The following is a 13,609-nucleotide window of genomic DNA, read 5'->3' as shown; positions in this document are numbered from 1 at the left end:
ACTGGTTCATATAGTGTGAGAGGGGAGGGATGTAAATGAAAAAGTCGTTTGGCACAATTGAATGGCATCTGGGTGAAGCAAGGAAGGAGGATGTGGCAAAGCAGCTTGGTATAGGGAAAGAAGCTTTCAGTTTATCCAATCAATCAAATACGGATCACCTCCTTTTACCGGGGTATAGACTTCCAGAAGGGACCCATTCATTTCAATCGGTAGGTGATGTGCAAAGCTTCATAGCGCCTTACCGGTTCCAGCAATCAGATGATTGGATCAGCGGAATATTTGAATATGATAGCGCTCACTTAGAAGGAGAGCTTCAATATTTGAAAGCTGTTTTTCCTTTTCTTCAAATGAGTGTGATTGGTCAATCAGTGCTTGATACGCCCATTTATGAAATCCGTACGGAGCCTGTACAACATTTACATTCCATACATGTTAATGCCTCTTTTCATGCAAATGAATGGATCACGACCTCTGTTTTATTAAAATGGCTTAAATCACTTTGTTTAGCGGCCTCTGACCCAGTGCAAGCAAGACATCATGAAGCGGTTCGTATATTGCAGACTACTGCTTTGTCTATTGTCCCGATGGTAAATCCAGACGGTGTTGATTTGGTTCGCAATGGTCCAGAATCTTTAGGGCTGTGCGGTGAGGAGTTCGCGCCGCTAAATGGTGGATTTTCCGATTATCGAGAATGGAAGGCGAATATTCGAGGAATTGATTTAAACAATCAATTTCCTGCTTATTGGGAAATCGAATATTATCGTAATAAGCCGAAAGCTCCGTCTTATAGGGATTTCCCAGGGCATCAGCCGTTAACAGAACCAGAAGCGAAAGCAATGGCACATCTCGCCTTACGAAAACGCTTTGACCGGCTAATTGCCCTTCATACACAAGGAGAAGAGATATACTGGGGTTTTCTTGGCCACGAACCGGCCATTTCAAAAGAGACGGTCGAACGGTTAGAACGGGTGAGTGGTTACAAAGCGATTCAATATCTTGATAGCTATGCAGGTTATCGAGATTGGTTTATTTATCAATGTAAAAGTGAGGGCTATACGGTGGAACTTGGGCGAGGTAAGAACCCGCTTTCTATGAGTCAATTTGATTCGATCTATGAAAAAACAAAGCGGTTATTGTGGGAAGCATGTAAGTATTAAAAGCACCTAATTGGTGCTTTCAGCGTGTAGACAAACCCTCGCATTCTTTGTCAGTCCTGCGTGCCAGTGCTCACGAAGGTGAAATTCGCTCCGCACCAGTACTCGTCCTTCCTAGGGCTGCAAAGGTTTTTTATCACGCTGAAAAGAAGACAAAGGGCTAAAATCAAGTTCATTTTCGCCCTTTGTCAACAATCATTTAATCCGTTCAAACCAATCAATTTCTTATGGTCAATAAAAACCGTGCTGATGTGATTGACGAGAGCATCCCTGTAAGCTATTGTGAAAGAGTGGTTGTAAAAAAAAGGATATGAATTAGGGAGATGTCGATGATTGAATGCTCAAAGCCTGTGGAAACGAAATTTTACTTATCTATTTGTTTCTAAAATGTGTAAAATTACTGCTGATAGTTTATCTTTTAATACCATTTTGTGGCTTTTAGTGCTAGGGGGAAAGGGAGCAATTGGAACAGCATTTTTTATTGCCGTTAGTTTTGTCCCTCAAGCCATTATTGGGCCGTTTATTACCCCAATGATGAAGCCGCATCAATTGAAATTTTGGATGTGCTTTGCTGATTTAACTCGGGCGGCGATTATACTTGTGATTGTGGTGAGTTACTTTTATGATTTTTCTCCTTTGGCACTCATCATTGGCGGTATGTTGCTGCATTCAGCGACTGGTGGTTCCTATGAACCAGCTTCGGTGTCCATTATTCCAAAGCTTGTGCATGAAGATGTGATACAAAAGGCGAATGCAACCATTCAATCAGCCAGTCATGTGGTCAGGCTTGTGACTGTGACGATTTGTGGTGTCATGATTGCATTTGTAGGGGTAGGATATACAATGGTTGTGATTATTCCTCTTTACCTCATGTCCGCTTTACTGGTTTTGCTGATTACATATAAAACGGAAGCGATCATGGATAAAGGAAAAAAAGGATTATCATACGGAAAACGATTAATAAGGGGATTTTCACTTGTAAAAAGTCATCATATTTTGTTTCCATTAGCCATTTTTTGTGTCTGCTCCAATTTTGCTGCGGCACCGTGGGAGGCATTGTCGGTTATTTATTTAACAGAAGATTTACATAGTGGACCAGTAGTATATTCATTCATCAAAGTGACCACGGCATTAGGTGCATTTTTGATGGGATTCGTTTTAACAAAGGTGAAAGTGAATCGATACGGTCTGTTGTTTATCGGGGCAGGGATCGTTGATGGAATTGCATTTTTCATTACAGGGATGAATGCCTTATTACCACTTGTGTTTATATCTGCATTTGCCTTAGGTGCAGCCATCAGTGCAGTCAATGTACCTGAACATACGATGATTCAATTGTCAGTAAAAGCAGAGGATCAGCCGCAAGTGTATGCGATTATTAACATGATCTCGTATTTAATGATACCGTTAGGCGCTCTCATTGGTGGTTATATGGCGACGTTATTCGGTTCAGGTTATGTCATTGCAGCAGGAGGACTGATAGAGGCTATTTCAGGTATATGCTTGCTCCTTTTCACGAATATTGGGAAGGTAGAGAGAGCAGATTTGACGATAGAACGGGACAAACCAAGCTTAAACGCCACATGATCATGGCATTTTTGAATCACGATGGGTTACAATGAGAACGAGAAAGAAATAGGATGTCATTGAAAGGAGCAAGAACCATGGCGATAGCAGATGTCACCATCATTCCAATAGGCACTGATACACCAAGCGTGAGTGCATATGTAGCAGACGTACAAAGACTGTTAGAGGGCTTTCAACAAGAAGGGAAAATCAAATATCAGCTCACACCAATGAATACTTTAATTGAAGGGGAGCTATCCGTTTTATTTGAGGTCATTCAGCGTATTCATGAAGCTCCGTTTGAAAAGGGTTTACACCGAGTAGCAACCAATATCCGCATAGATGACAGAAGAGATCAAACGACCACCCTTTCAAGCAAATTAGAAAGCGTGAATAAACATTTGAATCAATAGAAAAAGCCTGCTTATTGCAGGCTTTTAGCGTGTAGACAAACCCTCGCATTCTTTGTCAGTCCTGCGTGCTGGTGCTCACGAATGTCAAATTCGCTCCGCGCCAGTACTCGTCCTTCCTAGACTGCAAAGGTTTTCTATCACGCTGAAATGAAGACAAAGGGATAAAATCAAGTTCATTTTAGCCCTTTGTCAACAATCTGAAAGCCTGCTGATTGCAGGCTTTTAATGTGCAGTTGGATAACCGCTATAGATGATGGTCATGACGGTAAACCATCCAAAAACCAAAAATGTGGCGCCAGCGAAAGCAATGGCCAGTACGTTCACTTTTTTGAGTGAGCGATAGATGCCGAGAGCGGCTAAAATCGTGACTAGACCAAAAATAATGACGAGCATCATATGAAAGTCCCCCTTTGTCATCAATCCCCTTGATTTCCTTTCTTTTCATTTTAACCGTTTTCATAAAGCTTGTCGAGTACATTCAAGTTGACGATTGTTTGAATTTTTATTGAATAGCCTTCATAATAAAAAAGAATGAAAAAAGTAGTAGGTGATGAAAATGAATTGGAGAAGAATGCCGCTAGGTTATGTGCAAGCGAACGCATATATTTGGAAAAATGAACAGGGAGAATGTTTAATTTTTGATCCAGGCGGCGAAGCGCAAAAGCTAATTTCTTATGTGAAAGAAAAACAGCTGAAACCTCTTGCTGTCTTATTGACACATGCCCATTTTGATCATATTGGTGCAGCAGATGAGGTGCGTCAAGAATGGGGAATTCCGCTTTATGTCCATGAAAAGGAAAAAGAATGGCTGACAAATGCTCAGCTAAACGGTTCAGCTCGACTAATTGGTAACGGAATTACGGTCAAAGAAGCTGAACAATTGATTACGTCAGAAGGACCTCTTCAAATTGGATCGTTTACATTAGAAATGTTCCACACACCAGGTCATTCACCTGGCAGTGTGTCTTACTATTCAGCGGAAGAGGGATTTGTGATTTCTGGTGATACTTTATTCCAAGGCGGTATCGGGAGAACTGATTTAACGGGTGGTAATCAAGACGTGCTACTTCAATCGATACATGACAAATTGTTGTCATTGCCAGAATCAACTCTTGTGTTAAGTGGACATGGCGAGGAAACAACTGTGCTTACAGAACAGGAGCAAAATCCGTTTATCAATGGGTTTTCTTTATAATCGCACGCACGAAAAAAGCATCTCTTTCAAAGGAGATGCTTTTTTCTATTAATGTCCGGTACCGGGAACCATGATGAAAATCGAATAATATGTAAATCCGGCAAAGAAAATCGTCAAGTACGCTCCGAAAATGTAAATATACATTCTTTCGGATAAATTCAAGTAGGATAAAAATACAAAAAGAACGGTTTGACCGAAGAACAGCAAGGATGCATCTTTCATATGTCCTAAATAGAACATGACAGCAAAAATACCCGTCCAAAACCCAAGAACGCGGAACATGCGATTCATTTCTTTCCCTCCCCTTAAAAAACCCCTTTGATTCATATTATAGCTGATGATCACTTGTTATGTAAACATTTACATTTTTGACAACGTGTGAACATTCATTCTTTCGTTAGAAAAAATTTTTTTGAAAAAGTGATGAAAAAGTGTTTATGCCTAAATTTATGAGGGTACTTAGTCCATAAGAGAAAAGGTTAACGACCTAAGGAGGAAGACTAATGAGTGACATTACTTTTTATTCATACCCAAGCTGCACGTCTTGCCGCAAAACAAAACATTGGTTAAAGGCGAATCAAATTGATTTTAAAGAGCGTCACCTTTTCAGAGAAACGCCAACACTAGACGAATTGAAAAAAATCCTTTCCTTAACAACAGAAGGAATGGATGAAATTTTAGCTACTCGAAGCCAAGCTTTTAAAAGCTTAAATTTAAATATTAATGATCTAAAAGTAAATGAGGTACTTCAGCTTCTCATTGAAAAACCAAAGCTGCTCCGGAGACCTATTATCATTGATGGAAATAAATTAGTGGTCGGCTATAATCCAGGAGAACTCATGAAAATTTCAAAAAAGAAAGCGATTCATCAATCGGTTTCCTAATCAAAAACGAAGATCAGCTGAATGATGTTTCAGCCGTCTTCGTTTTTGTGCTGAACTGGGCTAGCTGGGTTCGAACCAACGATCACGGAGTCAAAGTCCATTGCCTTACCACTTGGCTATAGCCCAATATGAAACGTGTAATGCTATTGTTCACCATCTGCGGTCATTTATACATAAAAAGTTGGTTGTCACTAGTTGTAAGTGAAAAAGGAGCGAACGACAGAAATGAAAAATAAAAAATCTGAGCAATTATATGAATTTATTCTTAAAGAAGCCCCTGTCATGACCGAAGAATGGCTGAAAACAAGAACAGAAGAAGGCTCATTATATTCCAAACATGCTTCAGAGGAGACAGAAAAGAAGCTGAAAGAACAAAACACAGCATTTATCCAAACGATTGCAGCAACGTTAGTCACGCTATCAGATAAAGTAGAAGACCATCTAAAAAAGTGGTCAGTTGATATTGCCCGCGATCGAGCTGTTCATGAAGTACCTTTATATGAAATCATCGGACAATTTAAGGTGTTCCGCCACATTTTTTGTTCCAGAATTGAGACCTTTACACAACAAACAGAGCTTGAAGTGACACTCAAAGATGTGTGCGATTGGAATCAGCATTTTCACGCCACGTTTGATGACATGATTGCGCGTTTATCAGAAGAGTATGACCGCGTGACGATCAATCAGCTTAATGCACAAAGAGAAATGATTCAAGAGCTTAGTGCGCCTGTTATTCCAGTTTCAAAAGAGATCGGTATTTTGCCGCTGATTGGTGAAATTGATACGTACAGGGCGAAAATCATTTTGGAATCAGTACTAGAACAGGCATCTAGACTGCGTCTAACCCATTTATTTATTGATATATCTGGCGTTCCTGTTGTTGATACGATGGTTGCTTATCAGCTGTTTAAAGTGGTTGATAGTGCGAAGTTGCTAGGAATTGAGACGATTATATCAGGCATTCGACCAGAAATCGCTCAAACTGTAGTGAAACTCGGCATTGATTTCTCAAAAGTAAATACTGAACACAGCCTTGCAAAAGCTTTAGAAAAAAGAGGCTTTCGTATCTTTGAAGAGCAGCAAGAAGCAACGTGAACCAAAAAATGTTACTAGTAAAAGTAACGGGTACGTTGACAAGGAGAAACAATATAATGAGCATATGAATGAGATGACCAATTCGCATACAGATTTGGTCTCTTTTTTTATCCATAAATCAGACACGAAAGGATATTCTTTATCTTCAAATCAGTAACCTATTAAGGAGGATTAAATTTGGAGACACCTCCTTGTAACAGATCATCCATAATGAAAGAACAAAATGAAATAATGATGATCATCAAAAAAGAGGTGCCAGTAGCACTTCTTTTTTATTTTCTCCTCTGAACGGAACCCGTTGTTGTAAAAGTCAAATTTTTTGATATGTCTTTCTGTTATTTATAGATGAAATACACCTCAAATTGAACATTTTTAACCCTCTTCAGTCATGAAAATCATGAAATACGTTTTTGTCAGGCACGTTCCGCCATCATACAATATGGTCACTGAAAGGAGTGAATCACTTGTATGGTATTGAATATTTGGGGCAAGAGCTGCTAGAAGAGGCGTGCCGCATGAGAGCATCTGATGTGCATATTGTTCCGAGAGAAAAGGAAGCTTCAGTCTCTTTTCGTGTAGACGCTGACCTCATTCAGCAGCGGATCATTGACAAAAAGAGCGGAGAGCGGCTCATTGCTCATTTCAAATTTTTATCTTCTATGGATATTGGTGAAAGAAGGAGACCACAAAATGGATCATTGGCTGTGATGCTAAGACGCGGTCAAGTGTTTGTTCGGCTCTCTACACTACCAACTGTAAATGATGAAAGTCTAGTGATTCGGATTTTACCGCAGGATCATGTGCCGAAAACAAAGTATTTGTCACTGTTCCCGAAGGCTTCAGCGAGATTATTATCGTTTCTGAATCATTCGCATGGGCTCATTTTATTTACAGGACCAACAAATTCAGGGAAAACGACAACACTTTATTCATTGATTCAGTTTGCCAAAAAACATTTTAATCGGAATATTATTACCCTTGAAGATCCTGTGGAAACAAGAAATGAAGAAGTGCTGCAGGTTCAAGTAAATGAAAAAGCTGGTATCACGTATGCGGCAGGTTTACGCGCTATTTTAAGACATGATCCAGATATGATTGTGCTTGGAGAAATAAGAGATGCGGAAACAGCGAGAACAGCTATTAGAGCAGCTTTGACAGGTCATTTAGTCATGAGCACATTGCACGCAAAGAATGCAAAAGGAGCTCTTTATCGAATGCTCGAATTTGGTGTGACGGTGAATGAACTCGAACAAACAATGGTTGCTATTGCTGCTCAGCGGTTAATCGAACTTGCATGTCCATTTTGCGGCGAAACGTGTGAGCTTTATTGCAAACTAAATCGGCCAGTCAGACGAACAAATGTATTTGAATTGCTTTACGGAAAGGAGCTTGGTGAGTGTATCAAAGAGGCAAAAGGAGAATACGCTCATTCGTCATACGAAACACTGCAAAGATTAATTCGGAAAGGAGTGGCACTCGGCTATTTATCAAAAAGCACATATCATCGATGGGTTTATGAAGAAGCGAGCCTCTAAAGCCTGGTCTAAAAAAGAACAAGCTGAATTCTTATCGAAACTGGCTCAGTTGATTCAAGCTGGATATACATTGGTTGATGCACTAACGATGGTGAATATTCAGTTATCAAAAAAACAGCAGCAGCGATTAACGCCAGGCATTCAGTGGCTGCTTGAAGGGGAGCCTTTTTACGTTGTACTTGAGCGACTTCATTTTCAGCGGGAAGCCGTCGCTATTCTTTGTTTTTCAGAGAAACACGGCAGCCTAGCGCGAGCTCTTGAACAAAGCGCCCGTTTTCTAGAGAAAAAAATCATGCAGGTAGACACATTCAAGCGTATGTTACGATATCCGATTTTTCTTATGTTTACGGTTTTTGTTGTGCTCATCATTGTTCAGCAAATGATCGTCCCTCAATTTTCTTTATTATATTCATCTATGAATACAAGCATGTCATGGCTCATTCAAGGAATGTTTGGCCTCTTCCAATTCCTACACGCTTTGCTGCTTATGATCGGTTGTATATGTATCTGTCTTTTTGGATATTATGAGCTCTTTTTTAAGAAAAAATCGACCCTTGAGAAACTGAAAGTCATCAGCAGGCTGCCGGTGGTATTTAAAGGGGTGCAGCTGATGCATACGTATCTTTTTTCCCTTCAGCTAAGCGGACTTCTTCAAGCTGGGTTATCGATTTACGAAAGTTTGCAAGCTTTTAAACAGCAGACCTATTTACCCTTCCTTCAAGAAATGTCTGAACAAATGATAGGGGAGTTAAGAAAAGGTGAGAGTATGGAACATCAAATAAGCCGGTCTCCTTTTTTCGAAAGGCATTTTGCGGCTGTCATTAAGCATGGGGAAGCAAGTGGGATGCTAGCAAGAGAAATGTACACATATAGTCAATTTCTTTTAGAGAATGCAGAATTGAAAATTGAAAAATGGGTTTCATGGCTGCAGCCTGTCATCTATGGCTTAACAGCATTTCTTATACTCATTGTGTATTTATCTATTCTTTTACCAATGTATCAACTAATGGAACAAGTGTGAAAAGGAGGACTAAGGCATGAATGATAAAGGATTTACCCTGTTAGAAATGTTAATTGTCATGCTTGTGATCTCCATTCTTTTATTAATTACCATTCCAAATATCACTCGGCATCATCAAAGCATTCAAGCAAAGGGCTGTGAAGGGCTGAAATCAATGGTGAGTACACAGGTAATGGCATATGAATTAGAGCATGATGGCAAGACGCCATCTTTAGCTGAATTAGAAAAAGAAGGCTATGTCAAAAAGGGATTAACTTGTCCGAATGGAAAGGCAATTTTCATTCAAAATGGGGATGTGAAAAATGAATAAATCGCTTTTCCAGGAGAAAGGATTTACACTCATTGAGCAGCTCTTGATCGTCATGATTTTCTCTATCTTATTATCGATAATAGGTGGAAAAGTGCCCAATATATTAGAAAGTGCTGAAGCAAAAAAGCAAGTGAACTTGCTAAAACAAGATCTTCAATTGGCATCTTATACTGCATTTATTAAAAAAACACGAGTAACTGTTGAGTTTCACCCGCCCAATGTATCTTATCAAGTCATCGAGCAGAATAGTGAGCAGATCATTGCTTCTAATCCACATAAAAAAGGCACCATCAAGCAATCCACATTTCAAAAAGGCCTTCACTTTAATAAAAACGGACATCCAAATAGCGGCGGTTCTCTCATTGTTCAATTTGGCAGTCAAATATATAAACTCACGATTTACTTAGGGAGCGGGCGGATTCATGTTCAGAAACAATAAAGGATTTAGTACGTTTGAGATGCTCTTTTCTTGCCACCTCTTTCTATTTGCTGCTCTTGTGCTCGTGCCATCCTTTGAAAAACTGACAATTGGGAAAGAAGAATTAAGGGCTAAACTGGAAGCTTATCAAATCTTACATGAGTATATGAATAAAGCTATTATAGAAGGTCAAAATGAATCAAGTACAAAGAAACGAGGCGAGATCACATATGAATTCATTTGGGGTCAGGAGAAGGGATGTGTTTCATACAAAGTACAAAAAAAGAAGACGATTTGCTTTCGACATTTGGAGCGATGAACAAGGATTTACACTCGCTCAAGCAATATGGCAATTGCAGCTATTTTTGCTGCTTTCTTTTGGCTGCATGCTGCTTTTATCAATTGTTGAAAAAGCTCATCCGTTTGCAGAAATCAACAAATTTTCGCAAATGGAGTGGAAACAAACGGTCCTGCAATTAGAGGAGGATCTAAATTGTGCTGTCGCTGTAAGAGCGGTGAAAAATGGAACAGCTCTGGAGTATATTTCAAGTCAAGGGCGAGTGGTGACGATTGAGCCGTATCAACAGATGCTTCGTAAACGAACGGATCAGGCAGGTCATCTTCCTTTATTACAAAAGGTGAAACAATTCCATGTAAGAACAAAAGAGCAAACCACCACTCTCCAAGTCACAGATGTATTTGGTCAAGTACATGAAGCTGTTTTTTTCACTTACAAAGGAGTGATTCCTAAAACGTGAAAAGAGAAGACGGGTTTATTTATCCTCACGTATTTGCTGTCATTCTTTTATTTTTATTGATTCTAGGCTCAATGACCATTGGGTTTCAAAAAGAGTTGAAAAGTGCAGAGCTCACGATTTCTTTTTATCAAAAACAGCAGTTATTTCGAATGGGACTAAATGAAGCTGCAAACAAATTAAATCGTATTTGTAATCAGCCATTGAGCCCAATTGTCACAGAAGAAGGTCGAGTGACGTTGAAGCGAATTGGGTGCGATGACAGAAAAAAGCTAGTCCGCCTCTTGGTTAACATCGAGACAAAGGGTGGTGTAACTGACGAGCGGGAACTAGAGCTGAATAAAGAGACAGGAGAAATCAATCAATGGATCAGCACTCATTAGAGAGTGTATAAAACGATACTCTTCTTGGTAACACTTTAAGGAAGAAGAGGTGAGTGTTCGATGAAGACAAATGATTATGTAAAATATATGACGCAGGAAATCATTAAATATATGAATACACCACGTGACGAGCGGAAAGAACATAAACAGGAAAAAATGGAGACAAAACCACCATTTTCTCAGCGTTTATTCGGTGTTCTGCCTTTTGGCTTCTCAATGATGCTAAAAAAACGTCAACGTCATCGACAAAAGTAAAAAGCCGCCAGAAGGCGGTTTTTTTAATGCCATTTTAGCTGTATTCTTCGACAACAATGACTTTATTGACCTTGTTCGAGTAAGGGTTATAGGAAATGGTGACATATACCCCAAATTCTTTGGCCTGATCTTTCAACGTAATATGATATTGCTTCACGGATTCTTTCTCCCGGTGTCGATCCCACACTTTTTGTTTGAATAAAACATGTGCTAACGGATACCGTTTTTTTGCTTCTTTGACTGCCCTTGTTTCCCATTGATCTGAGGCAGCAGTGATTCCTTTTGCCTCCGCTAGATGGGCGCTTTGGATCAAAGGGCTTAACAGTAAACTGAGCATGATCATGAATCTTCCATATTTCAACTAACATCACCTCACCAATTATTATCCTGACCAAATCCTGCACTTTTATGTAAATTTTTAAGAAGTACAAATGTCACAGAAAAAAATATTGAATATGGCGAAAGAATGAGAAAATGGAAGAATTTTCTCGGTAATGTTCTTGTTTAAGAACAAAATGGACTAATTTGACGTTTTGGATTTTATAGGTAATTCCTTATACTGAGTGTAATCGTTCTTTTTAAAGAACAATTGTTCAAGGAGTTGAAAGATTCAATGAAACAGCCGCTCTTTGTACTATTTTGTGCTATTTGTTTGATTTTCACTTCTTTTTTTATTACGTCTACTAATGCTTCTTTTAACGATGTTGAGCATTCGAATTTTGTCATGAAAACATGTGAAAATTTCGAAGAGACAGATCAGCATTGCCAGCCGAAGAAATGGGATAGAAGCCATTTGAAACTGATCGATCAAACGATCATTGAGGGGACAGTCTGTGCGCCTCAAAAGCTGAGCATGTCACTAAAAAATATTGGACAACCCATCGCGCACTCTGAATGGAAGTGGGAACTACATAAAGTAGAGAGTGTTCAGATGCCATTACAAGATGGCCATGTTATTGAAAAAGGTGCTATACAGTCCCTCTCATCAGAAGAAACGACGACTGTCACGTCAGGTAAAGCAAAAACAAATGGAATCTATGTGTTTAAAATCTATTATCCTAAAGGGTTTGGTGGTTCTGAAAAGCCATTCTTTACGTCTCAACATATGCAGCTTTCGAATTGTCAAGAAAAGGCGTCCTAAAGGGGACTAGTCTTTTGAATGAAACATGATATGTAAAGGGGAGAAAGGTATGAAAAAGTGGATGAAAATGTCTGGGAGTATTCTTTACGCGCTGGTCTTCACGATGATGATTGTGTGTATTATTGTCGTGTTGTCATCAAGGACAACAGGCGGAGATCCTCAGATCTTTGGTTATGAGTTCAAGCAAGTATTATCTGGATCAATGGAACCGGAATTTTCGACTGGTTCATTGATTGTCGTGAAACATGTCACCTCACCTGAAACACTCAAAAAAGGGGATATTATTACGTTTCAAACTCAGCAAGACCAATCCTTTGTGACTCACCGCATTGTTGGGGTGAAAGGAAAAGGAGTAAATACAGCCTTTGAGACAAAAGGAGACCACAATATGTATCAAGACGGCACGCTCGTCAAAGCGAATCAAGTGACTGCGCAGTATACGGGCGTGAACATTCCTTATGCAGGAAAGCTTCTTTCGTATGCAGGAACTTCTGCTGGCACGGCTCTTTTGCTCATTATTCCAGGGGTGATGCTGCTTGTTTATTCAACCATTCATTTTGTTGGTGCTGCCAAACATCGAAGACATACGGCTGAGTTACATATGTCAGAGGAACAAGCATAAATTTTCGTTTGTAACCTAAATCAGGTTTCAATAAAACAATTTATTAGGGGGTTCAATCATGGCAATGAAAAAATCAATTCGTTTAGGTGTTTTATCAGGAGCATTAGGTCTTGCTTTAATTGGAGGGGGAACGTGGGCTGCATTTAATGATGTTGAGACGGCAAACGCGGTCTACTCTACAGGAGAGCTGAATCTATCTGCAAAAGAGAATTCCGGCGCCATCAACCTTGCGAACATAAAACCCGGTGACCGTATAAAGAAGGAATTTAATTTTGAAAATAAAGGGTCTCTTGCAATTAATCAAGTCCTGATGAGTCTTGATTACAGCCAATTTCAAGATGGAACATCAGCGAAAAATGGCGGGAAGAATACAGCTGAAGAATTCCTCAGCCAATTTCAGGTGAGTGTTCTAACGGTTGGAGCCGAAGGTGGGAATGGATACCCGAAAAATATTATTTTAGACCATGCAAACCTGCTTGACCTGCATTTATTAACGTCAAAGCAGGATCAGACCGCATTTGAAAAGCTTCGTCATGCCGTCGATGAGAAGTTTTTACATGAAAGTGGTAAAATTAATGTTGCCACCGTTGATGGGTCAACAGCTCCAGAGTATGACGGCATTCCAAAGAATCCGTTTGATTACGATAAAATGGAAATGATCATTGAATTTGTCAATGACCAGACGAAGGATAAAGCGGGTAACTATATCCAAAATAAATACCAAGGCGATGCGATTCAAGTTGATCTTTCCTTCGAAGCGACTCAGTGGAATGGTTTAACGATCAATCCAAAAAAGCATACGGATGAAAAAGGCTACGTGAAAGAAAACGAAAAAGCACACAGCGAAGATAAAAAATAAAGT

Annotated in this window: 20 protein-coding genes and 1 tRNA gene; 17 read left to right on the top strand and 4 right to left on the bottom strand. The window is 39.5% G+C overall.

From position 1 onward, the window contains the following. The first annotated feature begins 35 nt into the window (after window positions 1-35). The 3 genes from FXF70_RS06950 (at window position 36) to FXF70_RS06935 (ending at window position 3,133) form a co-directional block, all read left to right on the top strand. Window positions 36-1,157, top strand: a complete 1,122-nt coding sequence (locus FXF70_RS06950; protein ID WP_148780037.1) for a M14 family metallopeptidase — start codon at window positions 36-38, stop codon at window positions 1,155-1,157. Window positions 1,158-1,487: 330 nt separating this feature from the next. Further along, the gene (locus FXF70_RS06940) at window positions 1,488-2,741 is read left to right on the top strand and encodes an MFS transporter (RefSeq protein WP_007501238.1); all 1,254 of its coding nucleotides are present in this window, start codon (window positions 1,488-1,490) and stop codon (window positions 2,739-2,741) included. Between the two features lie 77 nt (window positions 2,742-2,818). Next, window positions 2,819-3,133: an MTH1187 family thiamine-binding protein gene (locus FXF70_RS06935; protein WP_008342314.1), complete on the top strand. Its 315-nt coding sequence runs from the start codon at window positions 2,819-2,821 to the stop codon at window positions 3,131-3,133. A gap of 222 nt (window positions 3,134-3,355) precedes the next feature. On the opposite strand, the gene FXF70_RS06930 is transcribed toward FXF70_RS06935, so the two are convergent. After that, a complete protein-coding gene (locus FXF70_RS06930) occupies window positions 3,356-3,529 on the bottom strand; it encodes a DUF2759 domain-containing protein (RefSeq protein ID WP_003217333.1) in 174 nt (57 codons plus the stop codon). A 160-nt stretch (window positions 3,530-3,689) separates the two neighbouring features. Here FXF70_RS06930 and FXF70_RS06925 point away from each other — a divergent pair, with 160 nt between their 5' ends. After that, window positions 3,690-4,328 carry an MBL fold metallo-hydrolase gene (locus FXF70_RS06925; protein ID WP_017357989.1) on the top strand — a complete coding sequence of 213 codons (639 nt, stop codon included), beginning with the start codon at window positions 3,690-3,692 and terminating at the stop codon, window positions 4,326-4,328. A 48-nt stretch (window positions 4,329-4,376) separates the two neighbouring features. Here FXF70_RS06925 and FXF70_RS06920 read toward each other — a convergent pair whose 3' ends face one another. Continuing rightward, entirely contained in the window at window positions 4,377-4,619 is a 243-nt protein-coding gene (locus tag FXF70_RS06920; RefSeq protein ID WP_003217440.1) for a DUF2626 domain-containing protein, read from the bottom strand. Between the two features lie 212 nt (window positions 4,620-4,831). Between FXF70_RS06920 and FXF70_RS06915 the strand changes: the two genes are divergently transcribed. Further along, complete coding sequence (locus tag FXF70_RS06915; protein WP_007501232.1) at window positions 4,832-5,212, top strand: Spx/MgsR family RNA polymerase-binding regulatory protein; 381 nt, start codon at window positions 4,832-4,834, stop codon at window positions 5,210-5,212. A gap of 55 nt (window positions 5,213-5,267) precedes the next feature. Here the strand turns inward: FXF70_RS06915 and FXF70_RS06910 are convergent. After that, a tRNA-Gln gene (locus FXF70_RS06910) sits at window positions 5,268-5,338 on the bottom strand. Window positions 5,339-5,437: 99 nt separating this feature from the next. On the opposite strand from FXF70_RS06910, the gene FXF70_RS06905 reads away from it, so the two are divergent. The 9 genes from FXF70_RS06905 (at window position 5,438) to FXF70_RS06865 (ending at window position 10,984) form a co-directional block, all read left to right on the top strand. Further along, window positions 5,438-6,307, top strand: coding sequence for an STAS domain-containing protein (locus tag FXF70_RS06905; RefSeq protein ID WP_017367596.1), 870 nt, complete (start codon window positions 5,438-5,440; stop codon window positions 6,305-6,307). A 464-nt stretch (window positions 6,308-6,771) separates the two neighbouring features. Then, window positions 6,772-7,842 carry a competence type IV pilus ATPase ComGA gene (gene comGA / locus FXF70_RS06900; protein ID WP_148780036.1) on the top strand — a complete coding sequence of 357 codons (1,071 nt, stop codon included), beginning with the start codon at window positions 6,772-6,774 and terminating at the stop codon, window positions 7,840-7,842. Next, complete coding sequence (gene comGB / locus FXF70_RS06895) at window positions 7,823-8,863, top strand: competence type IV pilus assembly protein ComGB (protein ID WP_148780035.1); 1,041 nt, start codon at window positions 7,823-7,825, stop codon at window positions 8,861-8,863. Before comGA ends, comGB begins: the two co-directional genes overlap by 20 nt. A 16-nt stretch (window positions 8,864-8,879) precedes the next feature. Further along, window positions 8,880-9,173 carry a competence type IV pilus major pilin ComGC gene (gene comGC, locus FXF70_RS06890; RefSeq protein ID WP_008342186.1) on the top strand — a complete coding sequence of 98 codons (294 nt, stop codon included), beginning with the start codon at window positions 8,880-8,882 and terminating at the stop codon, window positions 9,171-9,173. Further along, window positions 9,166-9,612 (top strand): competence type IV pilus minor pilin ComGD, encoded by a 447-nt coding sequence (gene comGD, locus FXF70_RS06885; RefSeq protein ID WP_047945463.1) that lies wholly within the window; start codon window positions 9,166-9,168, stop codon window positions 9,610-9,612. The genes comGC and comGD overlap by 8 nt, the downstream gene beginning before the upstream one ends. After that, window positions 9,596-9,910, top strand: coding sequence for a competence type IV pilus minor pilin ComGE (comGE, locus tag FXF70_RS19195; RefSeq protein WP_148780034.1), 315 nt, complete (start codon window positions 9,596-9,598; stop codon window positions 9,908-9,910). Before comGD ends, comGE begins: the two co-directional genes overlap by 17 nt. After that, complete coding sequence (gene comGF, locus FXF70_RS06875; RefSeq protein ID WP_148780033.1) at window positions 9,852-10,349, top strand: competence type IV pilus minor pilin ComGF; 498 nt, start codon at window positions 9,852-9,854, stop codon at window positions 10,347-10,349. The genes comGE and comGF overlap by 59 nt, the downstream gene beginning before the upstream one ends. After that, window positions 10,346-10,729, top strand: coding sequence for a competence type IV pilus minor pilin ComGG (locus FXF70_RS06870; RefSeq protein WP_148780032.1), 384 nt, complete (start codon window positions 10,346-10,348; stop codon window positions 10,727-10,729). The genes comGF and FXF70_RS06870 overlap by 4 nt, the downstream gene beginning before the upstream one ends. 60 nt (window positions 10,730-10,789) lie before the next feature. Continuing rightward, window positions 10,790-10,984, top strand: a complete 195-nt coding sequence (locus tag FXF70_RS06865; protein WP_008342191.1) for a YqzE family protein — start codon at window positions 10,790-10,792, stop codon at window positions 10,982-10,984. 34 nt (window positions 10,985-11,018) lie between these two features. Here the strand turns inward: FXF70_RS06865 and FXF70_RS06860 are convergent, their stop codons facing one another. Beyond that, complete coding sequence (locus FXF70_RS06860) at window positions 11,019-11,327, bottom strand: DUF3889 domain-containing protein (RefSeq protein ID WP_072367824.1); 309 nt, start codon at window positions 11,325-11,327, stop codon at window positions 11,019-11,021. Window positions 11,328-11,597: 270 nt separating this feature from the next. Here FXF70_RS06860 and tapA point away from each other — a divergent pair, with 270 nt between their 5' ends. From tapA to tasA, 3 genes are read left to right on the top strand one after another with little or no spacing between them, the layout of a single operon-like run. Beyond that, entirely contained in the window at window positions 11,598-12,125 is a 528-nt protein-coding gene (gene tapA, locus FXF70_RS06855; protein WP_148780030.1) for an amyloid fiber anchoring/assembly protein TapA, read from the top strand. A 49-nt stretch (window positions 12,126-12,174) separates the two neighbouring features. Then, complete coding sequence (sipW, locus tag FXF70_RS06850; protein WP_072367816.1) at window positions 12,175-12,747, top strand: signal peptidase I SipW; 573 nt, start codon at window positions 12,175-12,177, stop codon at window positions 12,745-12,747. Between the two features lie 58 nt (window positions 12,748-12,805). Next, on the top strand, window positions 12,806-13,606 hold the full coding sequence (gene tasA, locus FXF70_RS06845) for a biofilm matrix protein TasA (RefSeq protein WP_008342195.1): 801 nt from the start codon (window positions 12,806-12,808) through the stop codon (window positions 13,604-13,606). Window positions 13,607-13,609 lie beyond the last annotated feature (3 nt).

This window comes from Bacillus sp. Y3 (assembly GCF_008123875.1).
Lineage (GTDB): Bacteria > Bacillota > Bacilli > Bacillales > Bacillaceae > Bacillus > Bacillus altitudinis.
This window is presented reverse-complemented; position numbering and strand designations above follow the sequence as displayed.

What these genes read in the sequence shown, in the direction of transcription:
- FXF70_RS06950 (WP_148780037.1), top strand. Translation starts at nt 36, where the DNA reads ATGAAAAAGTCGTTTGGCACAATTGAATGGCATCTGGGTGAAGCAAGG.
- FXF70_RS06935 (WP_008342314.1), top strand. Translation starts at nt 2,819, where the DNA reads ATGGCGATAGCAGATGTCACCATCATTCCAATAGGCACTGATACACCA.
- FXF70_RS06930 (WP_003217333.1), bottom strand. Translation starts at nt 3,529, where the DNA reads ATGATGCTCGTCATTATTTTTGGTCTAGTCACGATTTTAGCCGCTCTC.
- FXF70_RS06925 (WP_017357989.1), top strand. Translation starts at nt 3,690, where the DNA reads ATGAATTGGAGAAGAATGCCGCTAGGTTATGTGCAAGCGAACGCATAT.
- FXF70_RS06920 (WP_003217440.1), bottom strand. Translation starts at nt 4,619, where the DNA reads ATGAATCGCATGTTCCGCGTTCTTGGGTTTTGGACGGGTATTTTTGCT.
- FXF70_RS06915 (WP_007501232.1), top strand. Translation starts at nt 4,832, where the DNA reads ATGAGTGACATTACTTTTTATTCATACCCAAGCTGCACGTCTTGCCGC.
- FXF70_RS06905 (WP_017367596.1), top strand. Translation starts at nt 5,438, where the DNA reads ATGAAAAATAAAAAATCTGAGCAATTATATGAATTTATTCTTAAAGAA.
- comGB (WP_148780035.1), top strand. Translation starts at nt 7,823, where the DNA reads ATGAAGAAGCGAGCCTCTAAAGCCTGGTCTAAAAAAGAACAAGCTGAA.
- comGC (WP_008342186.1), top strand. Translation starts at nt 8,880, where the DNA reads ATGAATGATAAAGGATTTACCCTGTTAGAAATGTTAATTGTCATGCTT.
- comGD (WP_047945463.1), top strand. Translation starts at nt 9,166, where the DNA reads ATGAATAAATCGCTTTTCCAGGAGAAAGGATTTACACTCATTGAGCAG.
- comGE (WP_148780034.1), top strand. Translation starts at nt 9,596, where the DNA reads ATGTTCAGAAACAATAAAGGATTTAGTACGTTTGAGATGCTCTTTTCT.
- FXF70_RS06865 (WP_008342191.1), top strand. Translation starts at nt 10,790, where the DNA reads ATGAAGACAAATGATTATGTAAAATATATGACGCAGGAAATCATTAAA.
- FXF70_RS06860 (WP_072367824.1), bottom strand. Translation starts at nt 11,327, where the DNA reads ATGATCATGCTCAGTTTACTGTTAAGCCCTTTGATCCAAAGCGCCCAT.
- tapA (WP_148780030.1), top strand. Translation starts at nt 11,598, where the DNA reads ATGAAACAGCCGCTCTTTGTACTATTTTGTGCTATTTGTTTGATTTTC.
- sipW (WP_072367816.1), top strand. Translation starts at nt 12,175, where the DNA reads ATGAAAAAGTGGATGAAAATGTCTGGGAGTATTCTTTACGCGCTGGTC.
- tasA (WP_008342195.1), top strand. Translation starts at nt 12,806, where the DNA reads ATGGCAATGAAAAAATCAATTCGTTTAGGTGTTTTATCAGGAGCATTA.